The 15,004-nt window shown below is 65.1% G+C and carries 11 protein-coding genes; 5 read left to right on the top strand and 6 right to left on the bottom strand.

The features are described from left to right. Positions 1-398: 398 nt before the first annotated feature. The 4 genes from GLA29479_RS25310 to GLA29479_RS13330 form a co-directional block, all read right to left on the bottom strand. On the bottom strand, positions 399-560 hold the full coding sequence (locus GLA29479_RS25310) for a hypothetical protein (protein ID WP_169795661.1): 162 nt from the start codon (positions 558-560) through the stop codon (positions 399-401). A 191-nt stretch (positions 561-751) separates the two neighbouring features. Next, positions 752-1,231, bottom strand: a complete 480-nt coding sequence (locus tag GLA29479_RS13340; RefSeq protein ID WP_144436514.1) for a hypothetical protein — start codon at positions 1,229-1,231, stop codon at positions 752-754. A 153-nt stretch (positions 1,232-1,384) separates the two neighbouring features. Beyond that, a complete protein-coding gene (locus GLA29479_RS13335) occupies positions 1,385-2,029 on the bottom strand; it encodes a response regulator (protein WP_057917981.1) in 645 nt (214 codons plus the stop codon). Further along, positions 2,026-2,388, bottom strand: coding sequence for an Hpt domain-containing protein (locus GLA29479_RS13330; protein WP_057917982.1), 363 nt, complete (start codon positions 2,386-2,388; stop codon positions 2,026-2,028). Before GLA29479_RS13330 ends, GLA29479_RS13335 begins: the two co-directional genes overlap by 4 nt. Positions 2,389-2,523: 135 nt before the next feature. Here GLA29479_RS13330 and GLA29479_RS13325 point away from each other — a divergent pair, with 135 nt between their 5' ends. Beyond that, complete coding sequence (locus tag GLA29479_RS13325) at positions 2,524-3,741, top strand: EAL domain-containing response regulator (RefSeq protein WP_057917983.1); 1,218 nt, start codon at positions 2,524-2,526, stop codon at positions 3,739-3,741. Positions 3,742-4,143: 402 nt separating this feature from the next. On the opposite strand, the gene GLA29479_RS13320 is transcribed toward GLA29479_RS13325, so the two are convergent. Further along, complete coding sequence (locus GLA29479_RS13320; protein WP_057917984.1) at positions 4,144-5,103, bottom strand: LysR family transcriptional regulator; 960 nt, start codon at positions 5,101-5,103, stop codon at positions 4,144-4,146. Positions 5,104-5,654: 551 nt separating this feature from the next. On the opposite strand from GLA29479_RS13320, the gene GLA29479_RS13315 reads away from it, so the two are divergent. Beyond that, on the top strand, positions 5,655-7,502 hold the full coding sequence (locus GLA29479_RS13315; RefSeq protein ID WP_057971881.1) for a S8 family peptidase: 1,848 nt from the start codon (positions 5,655-5,657) through the stop codon (positions 7,500-7,502). Between the two features lie 123 nt (positions 7,503-7,625). On the opposite strand, the gene GLA29479_RS13310 is transcribed toward GLA29479_RS13315, so the two are convergent. Next, positions 7,626-11,411: a response regulator gene (locus GLA29479_RS13310; protein ID WP_082638645.1), complete on the bottom strand. Its 3,786-nt coding sequence runs from the start codon at positions 11,409-11,411 to the stop codon at positions 7,626-7,628. 335 nt (positions 11,412-11,746) lie between these two features. On the opposite strand from GLA29479_RS13310, the gene GLA29479_RS13305 reads away from it, so the two are divergent. The 3 genes from GLA29479_RS13305 (at position 11,747) to GLA29479_RS13295 (ending at position 14,875) form a co-directional block, all read left to right on the top strand. Next, positions 11,747-12,427: a response regulator gene (locus tag GLA29479_RS13305; protein WP_057917987.1), complete on the top strand. Its 681-nt coding sequence runs from the start codon at positions 11,747-11,749 to the stop codon at positions 12,425-12,427. Next, positions 12,408-13,640, top strand: coding sequence for a sensor histidine kinase (locus tag GLA29479_RS13300; RefSeq protein ID WP_057917988.1), 1,233 nt, complete (start codon positions 12,408-12,410; stop codon positions 13,638-13,640). The genes GLA29479_RS13305 and GLA29479_RS13300 overlap by 20 nt, the downstream gene beginning before the upstream one ends. A 143-nt stretch (positions 13,641-13,783) precedes the next feature. Next, the gene (locus GLA29479_RS13295) at positions 13,784-14,875 is read left to right on the top strand and encodes an agmatine deiminase family protein (protein ID WP_211264985.1); all 1,092 of its coding nucleotides are present in this window, start codon (positions 13,784-13,786) and stop codon (positions 14,873-14,875) included. Positions 14,876-15,004: the final 129 nt, after the last annotated feature.

Raw genomic sequence — 15,004 nt, 5'->3', positions numbered from 1 at the left:
AAATAGCGACCCCGCAAGCGGATTCGGGGCATCGCGCTGCACTTAGCCAACAAGGAGCGGAGAAGCGCCGCTGCTCGTCACGCGCCTTCCACGCGAAGCCGTCGTCGCAGTGAGAAAAGGTTAGTTTGAGTGAGCATCGGATAGTGAAGCGGCCGACGCCGCAAGCTGATGGCGCTGACAGTTCTTTTCATGCAGCCCCTTTCATCCGTCTCCATGCCCGATGGAGACGCGATCTTGTTTCAATGCTCGAAATCTTCGCTGTGGCTCAACATCTCGGCGATGACCGGCCGATGCCGGGCATAGGCGGCAGCGAAGCGTTCGCCCGCGACTTGGCGCAACTCCGCCGCAACGCTGGCGCCATCGTGTTCGGACAACTGCAGACAGACGCTGTGGATGCGCTACGACAACTCGCTGACGAGCTGCCATTCGTTAGCCGCAGCGGCGCCCTCCAGCCGCTGCAGATCCGCGGCGACGCCGCGGTAGAACACCCGCGCCACGTGCCGGACCTTGTCCGGGTCGTGTTCGAGCAGTTCGCAGAACTCGGCCATCTGTGCGGACATCGCCACCTCCTACACGATAAAATTCGTGTCATTGGTCACATTTTAGGCAGGCTGTCGGCGCCGTCGGAATAGGGAAAAGTCTTAGAGCCGGGGCCTAGGAGGTGTCGGCAAAACACTGGCGCGCATCGTCGATGAAAACCCGCTGCATTGGGCTTGCTCCACATCGCCGTGGACGGCACCGGCGGACGCGATCAGTGCCTGACGCTGCCGACGCCGACCGAATCGGGCGGCGACTTCCGCTCGGCGATGCCGCGTCCGACGAATTCCTCTGCGCGATCCAGGGTCTGCACGATCCGCGGTCGCCACTGGCGAAAGGCATCGGCGAAGCACTCGCCCGCAGCGCGGCTCAGACCGGCCGCCGCTTCCGCCGCCTCGTGCTCGCCTACCTGCAGGCAGCTGACCTGAATCCGCCATGCCAGTGCGCGAACGGTGGGCCACTCGTTCGCGGCGGCAGCCTGCTCCAGGCGATGCAGATCCTTGATCGCCGAACGATAGAACTCCCAGACCACCCGCCGCACTTTGTGCTGGTCGTTCTTCAGCAATCGGGCGAGCTCGGGAAAATGGACAGTCATCGCCTGCTCCTGAGGGACATGAGTGGGCCTGCGTTCGCTGCCGTAGAGCCTGGTGGCCCAGACGAGTCCGTCGTCCGGCCGGCCAGGCGCGCGAAGCATGATGAATGCAGGGCCCGGTGGCGGGAATTAGGAAAAATCTTAGTGCTCGGCCAAGCCGGCAGGAAGCGCGCGGTCTTCAGCGCCCCAGCTTGGCCACGCGGCTACGACGCCATCGGCGCGGCGTGCACGCATTCGGGCCCACCGCGGCGAGCTCTATAACAGGTAGTCGAGCCCGTGCTGCTCAAGATAGTGGCCGAGCTCGTCCTTCGATCTCAAACCCAGTTTGCGCAACGCGTTGTATTTATGCGTCGTCACGGTTTTGTAGCTGCGATTGCTGTCGATGGCGATGGCCTGCAGGTTCTCGCCCCGCGCCAGGGCGATCATCACCGTCCGCTCGCCCGAGGTGAGCTGGTGCCACGGATGCTTTCGCGCGGCATCGAGATCGACCAGCGGGTCGACGTAACTGTTCCCAGCCACGACCGCGCCGATGGCGTCGATCGCCACTTGCGGGCCGCTGGCCTTGGAAACGAAGGCGCGGGCACCCAGATCCAGCAACGCCTGGGCCAGACAGGGATGCTCTTCTCCGGTGTAGATCACCACTTGCAGCGAGGGTTGCGCGGCCAGGATCGCCTGCAGCAGCGGAGCGCTGTTCAATCGACCGGGCATGCGCAGGTCCAGGATCAGATACTCCCAGGATTCGGCCCGTAAGCGGGAAAGCAGGCTGTCGCTGTCGGTAACCGAATCGACCAGAACGCGGCTTTGGCCGAGCGCGGTTTTCAGCATTTCCGCAAGCGCGACGATGATGATCGGGTGATCGTCCGCAATCAGTATTCTTGCCGGCAACGCATTCGCATTCATGCTTCACCCGCCTCATCCGGATACGCCAGGTAGGCGATGACGCGCATCATCACCCCATCCAGTTCGTCTCGCGTGGTTGCGAATATTCGCCCGAGGGTATCGTCCGCAGAACCGGCGGACACCTCCCGTTCGATGGACGCCAACCCCTCCGCCGCCGACGTCTCCCCGATCTGCAGGCAGCCGGACTTCATCTTGTGCGTCAGCGCGCCGATCGTCGCCCAGTCGCGGCTCGCCCAGGCCCGGTCCAGTTGCTGCAGGTCCTCGCCGGTGCAGCGGGCGAAGACCTCCAGCACCCTGCGCACCCGGGCGGCATCGCCTCGCAAAAGACGGCTCAAGGGCTCGAAACCGGGGGTCTTCATCGCAGTCCGAATCCGCCTCCCGCCCGGGTTGAGAACGGTGCATGATATAGGCAAGCCGTCCGTTCTTTGATCGCTGCGCGCATATGCTGGCGTTCTAAGACAACTCGTCGCGATTGTCCATGACGGAGACCACGTTTGCCCAACTCGCCGTACCCGGTCGGATTGAGGGCTCTGGTCGTCGACGACGATCCGGTGATGCTCGAGATCATCTCCGCGCTGCTCAGCGACGCCGGGCTGCGCCTTCTCGAAACCGCGGACAAAGGCGAGTTGGCCCTCGAACGGCTGGCGGCCCACCCCTTCGACCTGCTGATATGCGACCTCAACATGCCGGGCATGGACGGGATCCGTTTGCTGAGCCATGTCGCCGCGCTGTCCCGCCGCCCCGCCGTCGTCCTGCTCAGCGGCGAGGATTCCCGCGTACTGGATGTCAGCCGGCAGTTCGCCGAAGCCAAGGGCTTGACGATACTCGGGGTGCTGGAAAAACCAGTCGATCTGCAATCCCTGACCACGGTGTTGGGGCGATATCGCCCGGCGGAAGGCCGGTCGTTGCAGGACGCGCCCGATGTGGCGATCGACGGCGACGGTATCCGCGGCGGCATCGACGGCGGCGCGCTGCATCTGGCTTATCAACCCAAGCTGGAACTGGGCAAGCGCTCGTTCGTCGGCGCCGAAGCGCTGTTGCGCTGGCAGGACCCGAAATTCGGCGCGGTCCCGCCGTCGGATGTGGTGCGGGCCGCCGAAAACGCCGGCCTGGTCGATCTGCTCACTCTGGCCGTCCTCACCCAGGCGGTGGCCGATCGCGCCACATTGATGCGCAGCGGCATCGACATCAACCTCGCCTTCAACGTATCGATGCATAACCTGCACAACCTGTCGATCATCGACCGGATGTCGGAGATCGTCGCCGCGGCCGACGATCGACCGGATCGTTACACCCTGGAAGTGACCGAGACGCACCTCATGAAGGAGCCGGTGCACGTGATCGAGGCCTTGATCCGTTCTCGCCTGCGCGGCTTCAAGGTCGCCATCGACGACTACGGCACCGGCGCGGCGACGATGCAGTTCCTGATGCAGTTGCCGAGCACCGAGCTGAAGATCGACCGTAGCTTCGTCGCCGCCGGGCCGCGCAGCGAGCAAGGGCGCGTCCTGCTGCAGTCGGCCATCGAACTGGGCCTCAGCCTCGGTCAAACCGTTACCGTCGAAGGCGTGGAGACCGATCGGGAGGATCGGTTGGCCCGCGAGCTCGGCGGCCATCTGGGCCAAGGCTACTTGTACGGGCGCCCGATGGAATTGGGCGAGCTGATCGCATGGGCGTGCACGCATCCGGTCGGCGCTCCTGCGAACTCAGACTAGGTCTCTGCGCTACCCGCAGCGGGATCGATCGAGCGTACTGCGCAAACTTGAGCAAGACGGAACGGGGCGCCTATGCGGACATCACCCGCCCGTCTGCTCACCGGCCGTCATCACGACGGGCGCTGACCGTGCACGACATCCTTGTAGCGCGGCCAGTGCACTCGATGCCTGCCGAGGAGTCCGAATCAGGAGCAGCCGTCGCCGGGGGCATGGCTAAGGACCGCTCATCGAGTGCGGGGGCAGTCTAGGTGCCGATCGCACCCGCAGATAGCCCCGCATCGACAACATCGGGTTGACGATTCGCGAACGCTCGCTGCGTGCGATGTTGGTCGCTTCGAACGACACACCGGCTTCGGTCGCCTTCGGCCTTGCGAACGATTGCGATGTTTCGCGATCTTTGCGCTATGCGAACGCGATCGGCTCGCGAACGAGGCTGTCGTGGGCGAGCCGCTCGCTGAGGAACTCGATCAGCGCTTGTACCTTGCGCGAGGATCGCCTGCTGGAGGGATACACCAACGATACGGGGCCGGCGGGCGGCGCGCAGTCGGGCATGACGACCTTCAATCGGCCGGTGGCTACCGCATCGGCAATCACATAGTCGGGCAACAATGCCAAGCCCAGACCGGAGCGCGCGGCTTGCAACAACTGGAAACAACATGCGCTACGGATCCGTTCGCGAACGCGGGCCGTCCTCAACTCGCCATCGACCAGCAACTGCCATCCCGCCGACGTCCCGTTGCCAGAATTGACCAGGCAGTCGTGATAAGCCAATTCGCCCGGAAGTTTCGGGGTACCTCTCGCGGCCAGGTACTCGGGGCTGGCGCACATCCACGAGCGCGTCGCTCCCAAGCGCTTGGCGAGCAGGCTGGAGTTTGCGAGGTGACCGATGCGTATCGATAGATCGTAGTTCGTGTCGTTGCCGCCCGCGTCGCATTCTTCAACGCCGAGGTCGATCCTGAGGCCGGGATACATATTAGCGAATTCGTTGAACAACGGCGCCAACACCTGCGCACCGAAGAAGTGCGGCACCGAAACCCGCAGGGTGCCGTGGATGCCTCCGTTGAAGCCGGCGGCCAGATCGTTGGCGGCCTCCACCGATGCGATGATCGACACGCAACGCTCGTAGTAGGCATTGCCGACGTCGGTAACGCTGATTCTGCTGCCGCTGCGATCGATCAGTTGAGTGCCGAGCTGCAGCTCGATCTCGCTGATGCGGCGACTGATGACGGACTTCGAAGTGCCGAGCTGGCGCGCCGCGCCGGTGAAACTGGTCGCGTTCACGACCGCGACGAACGCGAGCATTTCGGAGAAGCTGATCAGCGCAGGGTTTCTGCGGGGGGCGGTCTCGTAGCTCGCGTTCATTGCGGCATCCATCGAATAGGCGGAAGCCGATGCAGCCCTGCCCGGCGTCTCGCTGCGGCGATGCTTCTTCGTTCTTTACAGAAGCAGCAGGCATAGCCGAACACTCGCGACCGAACGACGAGTCGTCGCGACCGGACTCGATCGCAGTGAGTGCCCCGCATCGCCTTCACCGGCACAGGCGAGCGTCGGCTTCGTTCCGACCCGCCTCACCGAATTCTTAACTCGATCGGATACTAATGCGATGAGGGTCACGATTTGAATTGGGAAAGTTCTTAGGCGCTTCCTGCCGCCCGCGCATAGGCCCATGTCCGTGCGTATGCGTTTGGTCGCGTCGCGGTTGTCAATTCGACAACCGGCCGTTCCCGACTATTGGCTATGCAGCTGCCGATCGTTGTTGCAGCTTTGACCCCGGCTCGGGGCAAGCCCGCTTTAAGCCATCCGACTCTTCCGCAGTCGCATCGGCGCCCCGGCCCGCATCGTTCCGGCCCCGTCCGGACAGCCCGATTCATGCAGTCCCATCGATGTATCCACGCAGCTTGAGGATTACTCGCATGCCCATCGTGAACCGCCGGCGCCCACGCGCCCATCTCCTGGCCGTCGCTACCGCGATGGCATTGTCCGCCATGGCAGCCCCGGCATTCGCGGGCAAGGTGAATATCGCAGGCCTGACGGCGCCGGAAGGCTACGACGGCTTTATCGTCAAGTACCGCGAAGGCTCCGCTGAGCGTCGCGATGCCCTCAACGTCAAGGGTTCGCTCAATCGCGTGGCCAAGGCCGGAATCGCCGGCAAGGCCCGCGCTCTCGGCCATGTCCGTCGCCTCGCGGTCGGCTCGGACCTGGTCAGCGCAGGCAAGCTGGACCGCGTCGAAGCGGAAACGATCATGCGCGAGCTCGCTGCCGATCCGAACGTGGAGTACGTCGAGGTCAATCGTCGGATGATGCCGACCCTGACCCCAAACGACACTCGCTACAACGAGCAATGGCACTACTTCGGGGCCAATGGCCTGCGCGCAAACACCGCCTGGGATCGATCGACCGGCGCCGGCACCGTGGTGGCCGTGCTCGATACCGGCATCACTCCGCACACCGAACTCAATGCCAACGTGCTGCCCGGCTACGACTTCATCAGCAATGCCGCCAGTGCGCGCGACAACGATGGGCGCGACAACAATCCCAACGACCAGGGCGATTGGTACCTCGCGGGCGAATGCGGGCAAGTGCGGGCCTCCAACTCCAGCTGGCACGGCAGCCACGTCGCCGGCACCGTCGCAGCGGTGACCAACAACGCCGCTGGCGTAGCGGGCGTGGCCTATGGCTCGCGTATCGTTCCGGTGCGAGTCCTCGGAAAATGCGGCGGCACGACGGCCGACATCGCCGATGCGATCGTATGGGCGTCCGGTGGCGCGGTCGCCGGCGTTCCCGCCAATGCGAACCCGGCCGAAGTGATCAACATGAGTCTGGGCGGCGACGGCGCATGTTCGGCGACCTACCAGAATGCGATCAACGCCGCGGTCAATCGCGGCACTACGGTGGTGATCGCGGCCGGTAACGACAACGACGATGTGGCGAATCATACGCCGGGCAACTGCAACAACGTGATCTCGGTCGCGGCCTCGGACGACAATGGCGACCGTGCCTTCTACTCCAACTACGGCGCAAGGATCGACGTGGCCGCCCCGGGCGGCGAAACCTGTTCGCCGAACCTCCGCTTTCTGGCTCTGGGCGAAGAACCCTATTGCGACGTCAACCATGCCGCACGGGGTATCCTTTCGACGGTGAACACCGGCGCTCAGGCGCAGGTCGCACAGGGCTACAAATTCAGCCAGGGCACCTCGATGGCGACGCCGCACGTGGCCGGCGTGGTGGCGCTGATGCAATCGGCGGTCGCAGCTCCGTTGACGCCGGCGCAGGTGGAGCAAGCGCTTAAAGACTCCGCGCGCGCCTTCGCTGCCGGTGCCTGTCCGGGCGGTTGCGGCAGCGGCATGGTCGACGCCAACGCCGCGGTAGCCGAGGCGATCCGCGTTGCCGGCGGTGGCGGCGGTGTCGACAATGCGGTGAAGGCCTACAGCAACACCACCGACGTTGCGATCAACGACCTGTACTACAGCTATAGCTCGATCGCGGTCGCCGGACGCACCGGCAACGCACCGAGCAACGCATCGGTCTCCGTCGACATCGTCCATTCCTACCGCGGCGATTTGTCGGTCGCGTTGATCGCACCGGACGGCTCGGTGTATACGCTGAAGAACTACAACGGCCAGGACGGCGCGGCCAACGTCAAGACCAGCTACACCGTCGACCTGTCGGGCGAGGCCCTCAACGGCACCTGGAAACTGCGCGTCGGCGATCACTACGAGGGCGATACCGGCTACATCAACAGTTGGAGCGTCACCTTCTGACCGTGGCGTTCCGCGAACAAGGCGCGCACGACGAGCGCTGATGCAACCCCGGCTTCGGCCGGGGTTGTTGCGTGCGGATGCCGGCGGCGCATCGTCGCCGGTCCGAGCCTGCCGCCTGCGTAGTCAGGCGCGCGGCTGGTGTCTGCCGATCCACTCGGCCAGCAAGTCCAGCAATTCGTCGGGATCGATCGGTTTGGCGACGAAATCGTCCATGCCCGCATCGGCGCAGCGTTTGCGGTCTTCCTGCATCACGTTGGCCGTCATCGCCAGAATCGGGACTCTGGGCTCCGGCAGCAGCCGGCGTATTTCCCGGGTCGCGGTCAGCCCATCCATCACCGGCATCTGCATATCCATCAGGATGATGTCGTAAGCCTGGGCCTGGGCCATGCCGACCGCGATGGCGCCGTCGTCGGCCACGTCGACCTGCAATCCGGCATCGCTCAGGACCGCCCTCGCCACTTCCTGGTTGAAATCGTTGTCTTCCACCAACAGCACGCGCCTGCCGATCAGCGCGCCGTGCCCGCCCTCCTCCTGGGTCGGACCCGCGGGAGCCTCTTCCGAAGCTCCGATCATGCCGACCACCGAATCGATCATCCGCGAAGGTTCGATCGGTTTGATCAGCCGCACACCGCCCACGTCCCCGGTCTGCATTACCGACTCCATGCGTTTGGCGCTAGCGACCGCGATGAGACGGATCGCCCGCGACGGTGCGTAGGCTCGGATGCGCTCCACCACCGACGGCCCGTCGAGGCGCGGGATATCCAGGTCCAGGACCACGACATCGAACGGTCTTTCGGATTCCAGCGACGACTTGAAGGCGGCCAGCACGCTCCTGCCGTCGCAGACGGTCGCGACCGTGAACCCCATGCCGGTCAGCATCCGCGACAGTTCGCCGTGGCATTCGGCGACCAGGATGCGCCTGCCTCGTACCGTCGCAGGCAGTTCCTCGGCGTCGAGTTGCAATTCGCCGCGACCTAATCGTGCGGTAAACCAGAAGGTGCTGCCGCGGCCGAGCTCGCTGTCGACCCCCACCTCGCCCCCCATCAGCTCCACCAGGTTCTTGCAGATCGCCAGGCCCAGCCCGGCGCCCTCGTACTTGCGCGTGGTGGAGCTATCGCCCTGCTGAAAGGCTTCGAAGATCAAGCCGACCTGGTCGAGATCCAGGCCGATGCCCGTATCACGCACAGTGAAACGCAGCAGCATGTCGCGCTCGTCGCGTTGGTCGACTCCGACCGATATGCGGATCCCGCCGCGGTCGGTGAACTTGACCGCGTTGGTGGCGTAGTTGATCAGCACCTGGCCCAGACGCAAGCGGTCGCCCATGAGCGCCGCGGGCACGTCCGACGCGACATCGAATTGGATCTGCAGGCCCTTTTCCTCGACTTTGTCCCCGACTACGCTCGCGACGTCGCCCAATAGCTGCGATAGCGTGAAGTACGATTGCTCGATGGTCAGCTTGCCGGCCTCGACCTTGGAGATATCCAGGATGTCGCTGATGATGCTGAGCAGGTGCTGGCCTGCGCGCTGGATCTTGTCGAGGTAGGCGCGCTGCGCCGGGTCGGCGCTGTCCTTCAGCGCGAGATGGGACATGCCGAGAATGGCGTTCATCGGCGTGCGGATCTCGTGGCTCATGTTGGCGAGGAACTGGCTCTTAGCCGCATTGGCCGCATCGGCCGCGGCCTTGGCCTGACTCAGGTCCTCCTTCGCCTGCATCAATGCGGTGACATCCTGGGTAGTACCGCTGACATGCAGGGGGCCGCCATCGGCATCAAAATAGATGCGCCCGCGCGTTGCCAGCCAGCGCGTCTCGCCCGTCGGCAAAAACACCCGATACTCGGCCGAGATCCGACCTGTACGCTTGGCTTCCTGGATCGCGGCTTCCAAGTGCGCCCGGTCTTTACGGTGAACCAGTTCGTAGAATCCCTCGATCGAAATAGGCGCATCGCCGGGAATGCCGAACATCGCGAAGTTACGATCCGAACCGGTTAACTTCGCGGTCTTCATATCGTACTGCCAGGTCGCCAGATCGCCGCCTTCGATGGCCAGGCTCAGGCGCTCCTCGCTCTCGCGCAGCGCGGCTTCGGAGCGTCGGCTCTCAGTGACGTCGTCGAGCGTGAATTGCAGTATCTGCTTTCCGCGATGGCTGAAGGCCATCAAGTGAACCATGGCATCCCAGGTTTCGCCGTTCGGCCGCCGATGCCGCCACTCGAAGGTCTCCATGCCCTTGGTCAGCGCGGCTCGATCGTAACGCTCGATGGCCGTCGCCGAGTCGGTCCCATCGTACTGAGTCGGGTCCGACACATCGAGCGGCGTCTTGCCCAGGACTTCTTCGCGACGGGCATAGCCGTACACCTTCACCGCGGCTTCGTTGCAGTCGATGAAGCCCGCGCCGCCCGGGTCGTAGACCACCATGGCCCGATGCGAACCCTGGAACAGCAGTTTGTTGAAGGCCTCGCTCTCTTTCAGCGAATCTTCGGCGAGTTTTCGCCGGGTCACATCGCGCACGATCGCCAACACGCCGTCCTGATTGCGCAATTGTATTCCGTGCATCACGATTTCGGCGAAGAACGGCGTCTTTCCGCCGCGCAAATGCTGCCATTGCACGTGCACCACATCGCCTTCGATGTGTGCGGTCAGGCCCTCCGGCAGCGGTGGGTCGCCCCCGCTGACCAGCCGCCCCAGTACGAAAGCGCGCGTCCTGGCGCCCAGCTCGATGCTGTCCTGTCCGCCCGGCTGAGTCGCCGGGCTGATCAGCGGATCCGACAGGCGACGACCGATCAGATCCGTCTTCGACGACACGCCGTACAACTTCACCGCCGCTTCGTTCACATCGACGATGCCTTCGTGAGTAATGAACAGATAGCAGTCGGGCGACCGGTCCCACAGCGCACGCAATTGCTCGGTGGCTTTATCGGCGCACTTTTCGGCTTCACGGCGATCGGTGATGTCGACGGCGATGCCGCAGATCGAATGAGGGACTCCGGCATCGTCGGTCAACGGAAACTTGGTGCTCTGGAAGATGCGCGGCCCGTCGGCCCCGAGCACTTCTTCCTCGACTTCCTTGATCCCGCCGGTCGACAGCACTTCGGCATCGTTGGCGCGCACCCGCAGGGCGGCGTCGTGCGGAATGATGTCGAAATCGGTCTTTCCGAGCGCCGCGCCGCGCGGAAGGGCGAAGAATCGCTCATAGGCGCGGTTGGTGAGAATCAGGCGCCCGAGCATGTCCTTGACGAAGACGATGGCCGGATACTCGTCGATCACCTCCTGGATCAGGCGCTGCGAAAGCCGCTGCTTGCGCAAGGCCCGCATCAGCAGCCACGACAGCATCATGCCGACCAACAGACAGGCGAGGATCGAGATCGTAATGACCGCGACGACCACGGCGAAGTCCTGTTGCGCCGCCCGCTGCTGTTGCTTGGCGACTCGCGGTTGCAGTTCGATCAAACTGTGCAGATCGGCGATCAGCGCATCCAGGGATGCGCCGAACCTGGCCGTCTCGGAGCCCGGCGCGTCTCGGCGCTGGCCGGCAAGGGCGACTGCGTCGGCGTCGCGCGCCAGCAAGCCGACTTGCTTATCGGCCTGGATGGCCAGCCCCCGCTCCTCCGCGGTCATGCGGGTCGCCATATAGGCGCGCCAACGTTCGCTGCGCAAACCAATGGAGGCGCCGGCCTTCGACGAGGAAGACTCGGGCGCCGGCAGCTCGCCGTGGAGATGAACCCTCAGGGCCTGGGCGCTTTCCAGAACCGCGGACAGGTGCCCAAGAGCCAGCGTCCGGTCTTCGTAGACGGTGTCCAGCCGCTGCATCACGCTGCGCAGCCCGAGGATGCCCGCGGCGCCCGCGATCATGACGAACAGACACGAGACCGCGACCAGCAACCTGAGCCTTGTGTCGATCTTCAGCTGATTCAAGCAACCCCCTTGGCCGGGATCTCGTCGCCCCCGCTGGCGATAGCGGGCAGCATCGGCACCCTGCTTGGTTCAGATAGCGCTAGCGCAGCACCTACGGTCCTCTCTTATGGCAAACCATCGCAATTGTCCAGGCTCGATCATTCAGGCTGGGCGGCCCGACCGCGGCCCCCACCGCCCGCGGCGGCGATGGCCCGGCACCGCAGCGCCGCGAATCAGCCGCGCCTTGCCTGGGTTCGTATCGACACGGCCGAATGGGCGAGGTCGTCGACCGGCCCATGGCGCGAGGCCGGTGCTGCCCGACGATCCGCGCCAGCGCCCTGTAGTAGCCTAACGCCATGCGCCTGCTCGTCCTCGAAGATCAAGCCGATTTGCGCCGGGCCGTTGCCGGGCGCCTGCGCTCGCATGGGCATGCGGTCGACGAGGCGGCCGATCGCGGCACGGCGGAATCGTTCGTGCGTTCGTATGCCTACGATGCCTTCGTGCTCGACCGCCTGCTGCCGGATGGCGATGGCCTGTCGCTGTTGCGGCAATGGCGCGAACGCGGCGTGTCGACGCCGGCCTTGTTTCTCACCGCCTGCGACCGAGTTGAAGACCGTATCGACGGTTTCGCCAACGGCGCCGACGACTATCTGGTGAAACCCTTTTCGATGGACGAGCTGATGGCCCGCATATCGGCCATCGCCCGCCGCAGTGGGGACATCCGCCCCAGCATCGTGCGGGTGTCGGATCTGGAGGTCGACCTCGGCCGTCGCGAGGTCCGGCGCCGCGGGGTGCTGCTGCCGCTGCGCCCGAAGGAGTTCGCCTTGCTGCAGTTGCTGGCCGAGCGTGCCGGCCGCGTGGTCTCGCGCGGCGACATCATCGCCGGTTGCTGGGGCGAAAGCCACGAACCTGCCTCGAACGCCGAAGAAGTGATCGTCGCGGCGCTGCGCCGCAAGCTCGGCGCTCCTGCGCTGCTGCGCACGATCCGCGGCGCCGGCTATCTGCTGGAAGCGCCGGATGCCGCGACGAAGCCGTGAGCAGGCGCTGCGCAGCCTCCACCTGCGTTTGACCGCAGGCTGGACCCTGGCCTGGCTGCTGTGCGTCGCGACGCTATGCATCGTGGCCATCGGCGTGCATGCGCGTCTGAGCCAACTCGATTTCGAATCGCGGATGCAGCTTCGCGCCACGGCGATCTACGGACTCACCTGGTTCGACGAGCGCGGCGTCTTCCACGATGAAGTCTTGCGCAAAGAGCCCGGCGTACTGGATGCCGGCAGCGACGTCTGGGTCATCGCCCCCGGACCGCCGAACCGGGTACTGCTGCAGCCCGCACAGCCTCATTTCGATTTGGCCTCCCCCGCCGCTCTGGCCGCTTCGGTCTTGCGCGATGGCGATTTCGCCGACGACGGGCGGGATCGTCGCGGCAGGCCTTATCGATTGCAGGCCAAGCTCACCTACGACCATGCCGATCGGCCCATCGCCGCGATCCTGGTGGTGGCCGACCCGGGCGCACGCGATGCCGCGCAGGCCGCCTTCGTCCGCTGGACCTTGCTGGTCGTCGCCGTGCTCGCCGCGATCGGCGTGCTGGTCGGCAACGCCCTCGCCCGTCGTTCGCTGCGGCCGGTCGTGCAATCGTTCGAAATGCAGGAGCGCTTCATCGCCGCGGCGGCGCATGAGTTGCGCACGCCGGTGGCCGGCCTGCTGGCGCTTTGCGAATCGGCCGACGCCGGCGAAGCGCCGCCGACGCAGACGCTCGGCCGCGTCAATCGGATCGCCGCGCAGACCGCGGGCCTGGTCGACAAACTGCTGTTGCTGGCGCGGCTCGATTCGGCGAACGCCCAGGTCGCGGCCGAACAGGTTCGTCTGGATCTGCTGGTCGAAGCGGTCCTGCCCGAGGACGGTTCGGTGTCGCTGGATGCCAGCGAATCGGTGATCCAGGCCGACCCGCGGCTGGTGCAGATCGCGGTACGCAATCTGGTCGAAAACGCCTTGGCGCATGGAACTGCCGACCGCGCGCACGAGCCGGTCGCGGTGACCGTGCGCGACCGGACCGTCGTCGTCGAAGACCGCGGCAGCGGTTTCCCCGCCGAGCTCATGCAACAGCTCACCGAGCCGTTCGTGGCCCGTGCCGCCAGCCCGGGCTCCGGGCTGGGCCTGTCCATCGTGCAGCACATCGCGCAATTGCATGGCGGCCGGCTGCGCCTGGAGAACCGCACCGGCGGAGGCGCCCGGGCGATTCTCCGGCTCTAACCCGGTATCAGCTGAATGTCAGGTTCGCCCCGTAGATTGCCTCTCCGCACGCCCCGCCCGGGGGCCTGGAGACCATCGCAATGCAAGCCGATTCGCGCTTTTCGAACGCATCCGCCCTGCCCGTCCCGGGCTGGCACAAGCTCATGACCGGCGCCCTGCTGGCGGTCGCCCTGGCGGCGGCCGGCGGCGCCCACGCCCGCACGGCATCGGGCTACATGCCGGACGAGACCGCGCGCCATGAAGGCACCTGGCTGCAATGGCCGCATGCCTATACCTATGGCCGGACCTATCGCGACCGGATCGAGCCGACCTGGATCGCCATGACCCAGGCGTTGGTGCGCAGCGAAAACGTGCACATCATCGTCTACGACGCCAACGAACAAACGCGCGTCCGCAACAAGTTGGCCGCCGCCGGGGTGTCCCTGGCGAAGGTGAGCTTCCTGATCCGCCAGACCGACGACGTCTGGGTGCGCGACAACGGCCCGATCTTCGTCTACGACGCGAACGACCGACTCAAGATCGCCGACTGGGGCTTCAACGGTTGGGGCTTCGATGCGCCTTACCGCAAGGACGATGGCGTTCCGGTCGCCGTGGCCGGGCAATTGGGCATGGCGCGGATCGATCTCAACGACGTCGTTCTGGAAGGCGGTTCGATCGAGACCGACGGGCGCGGCGTGCTGATGGCGACCCGCAGTTCGATCCTGGAACCGAACCGCAACCCGGACATCACCGAGGCGGAGCTGGAAGCCGTGCTCGCCGAGCAACTTGGCGTCGACAAGTTCATCTGGCTCGACGGCGCGCCCGGCGGCAAGGACGACATCACCGACATGCACATCGACGGCTTCGCCCGTTTCGGCACGCCGAAGGTCATCGTCACCATGAGCCGCAGCGACTTGAAGGATTGGGGCCTGCCGGCGGGCGACATCGACCGCCTCTACCGGGCCACCGATATCGACGGCGCGCCCTATGGTTTCGTGCAACTGCCGCTGACCGCGCGCGATGTCGTCACCAGCTATGGCTACGACCTGGGATACCAGGGCTCGTACGTGAACTACTACGTTGGTAATACCGTGGTGCTCGTTCCGGAGTACAAGGACCCGAACGACGCCGTGGCGAAGTCGATCCTGCAACGGCTCTATCCGGGCCGGACCGTCGTCGGGATCGACGTGCGCAACCTGTACCGCAATGGCGGTATGGTGCATTGCGTGACTCAGCAGCAACCCGCAGCGTTGTGATGCATCGAGCCCGGCTCTTGTCGTCGCGTCGGCTCATGGCCGGCGCGACGGCGAGGGACTGCTGCTCTTAAGGAGCTGCCGATCTTTCCATTGTGGGAGCGGCGTCTTATTGGATTTCCTTCGGTCACA

The sequence above is a fragment of the Lysobacter antibioticus genome (assembly GCF_001442535.1).
In the GTDB taxonomy this organism is placed as follows: domain Bacteria; phylum Pseudomonadota; class Gammaproteobacteria; order Xanthomonadales; family Xanthomonadaceae; genus Lysobacter; species Lysobacter antibioticus.
This window is presented reverse-complemented; position numbering and strand designations above follow the sequence as displayed.

Excerpts from the sequence above, each read along its gene's own strand:
- GLA29479_RS13315 (WP_057971881.1), top strand. The coding sequence starts at position 5,655 with ATGCCCATCGTGAACCGCCGGCGCCCACGCGCCCATCTCCTGGCCGTC.
- GLA29479_RS13300 (WP_057917988.1), top strand. The coding sequence starts at position 12,408 with ATGCCGCGACGAAGCCGTGAGCAGGCGCTGCGCAGCCTCCACCTGCGT.
- GLA29479_RS13335 (WP_057917981.1), bottom strand. The coding sequence starts at position 2,029 with ATGAATGCGAATGCGTTGCCGGCAAGAATACTGATTGCGGACGATCAC.
- GLA29479_RS13340 (WP_144436514.1), bottom strand. The coding sequence starts at position 1,231 with ATGCTTCGCGCGCCTGGCCGGCCGGACGACGGACTCGTCTGGGCCACC.
- GLA29479_RS13320 (WP_057917984.1), bottom strand. The coding sequence starts at position 5,103 with ATGAACGCGAGCTACGAGACCGCCCCCCGCAGAAACCCTGCGCTGATC.
- GLA29479_RS13295 (WP_211264985.1), top strand. The coding sequence starts at position 13,784 with ATGACCGGCGCCCTGCTGGCGGTCGCCCTGGCGGCGGCCGGCGGCGCC.
- GLA29479_RS25310 (WP_169795661.1), bottom strand. The coding sequence starts at position 560 with ATGTCCGCACAGATGGCCGAGTTCTGCGAACTGCTCGAACACGACCCG.
- GLA29479_RS13330 (WP_057917982.1), bottom strand. The coding sequence starts at position 2,388 with ATGAAGACCCCCGGTTTCGAGCCCTTGAGCCGTCTTTTGCGAGGCGAT.
- GLA29479_RS13305 (WP_057917987.1), top strand. The coding sequence starts at position 11,747 with ATGCGCCTGCTCGTCCTCGAAGATCAAGCCGATTTGCGCCGGGCCGTT.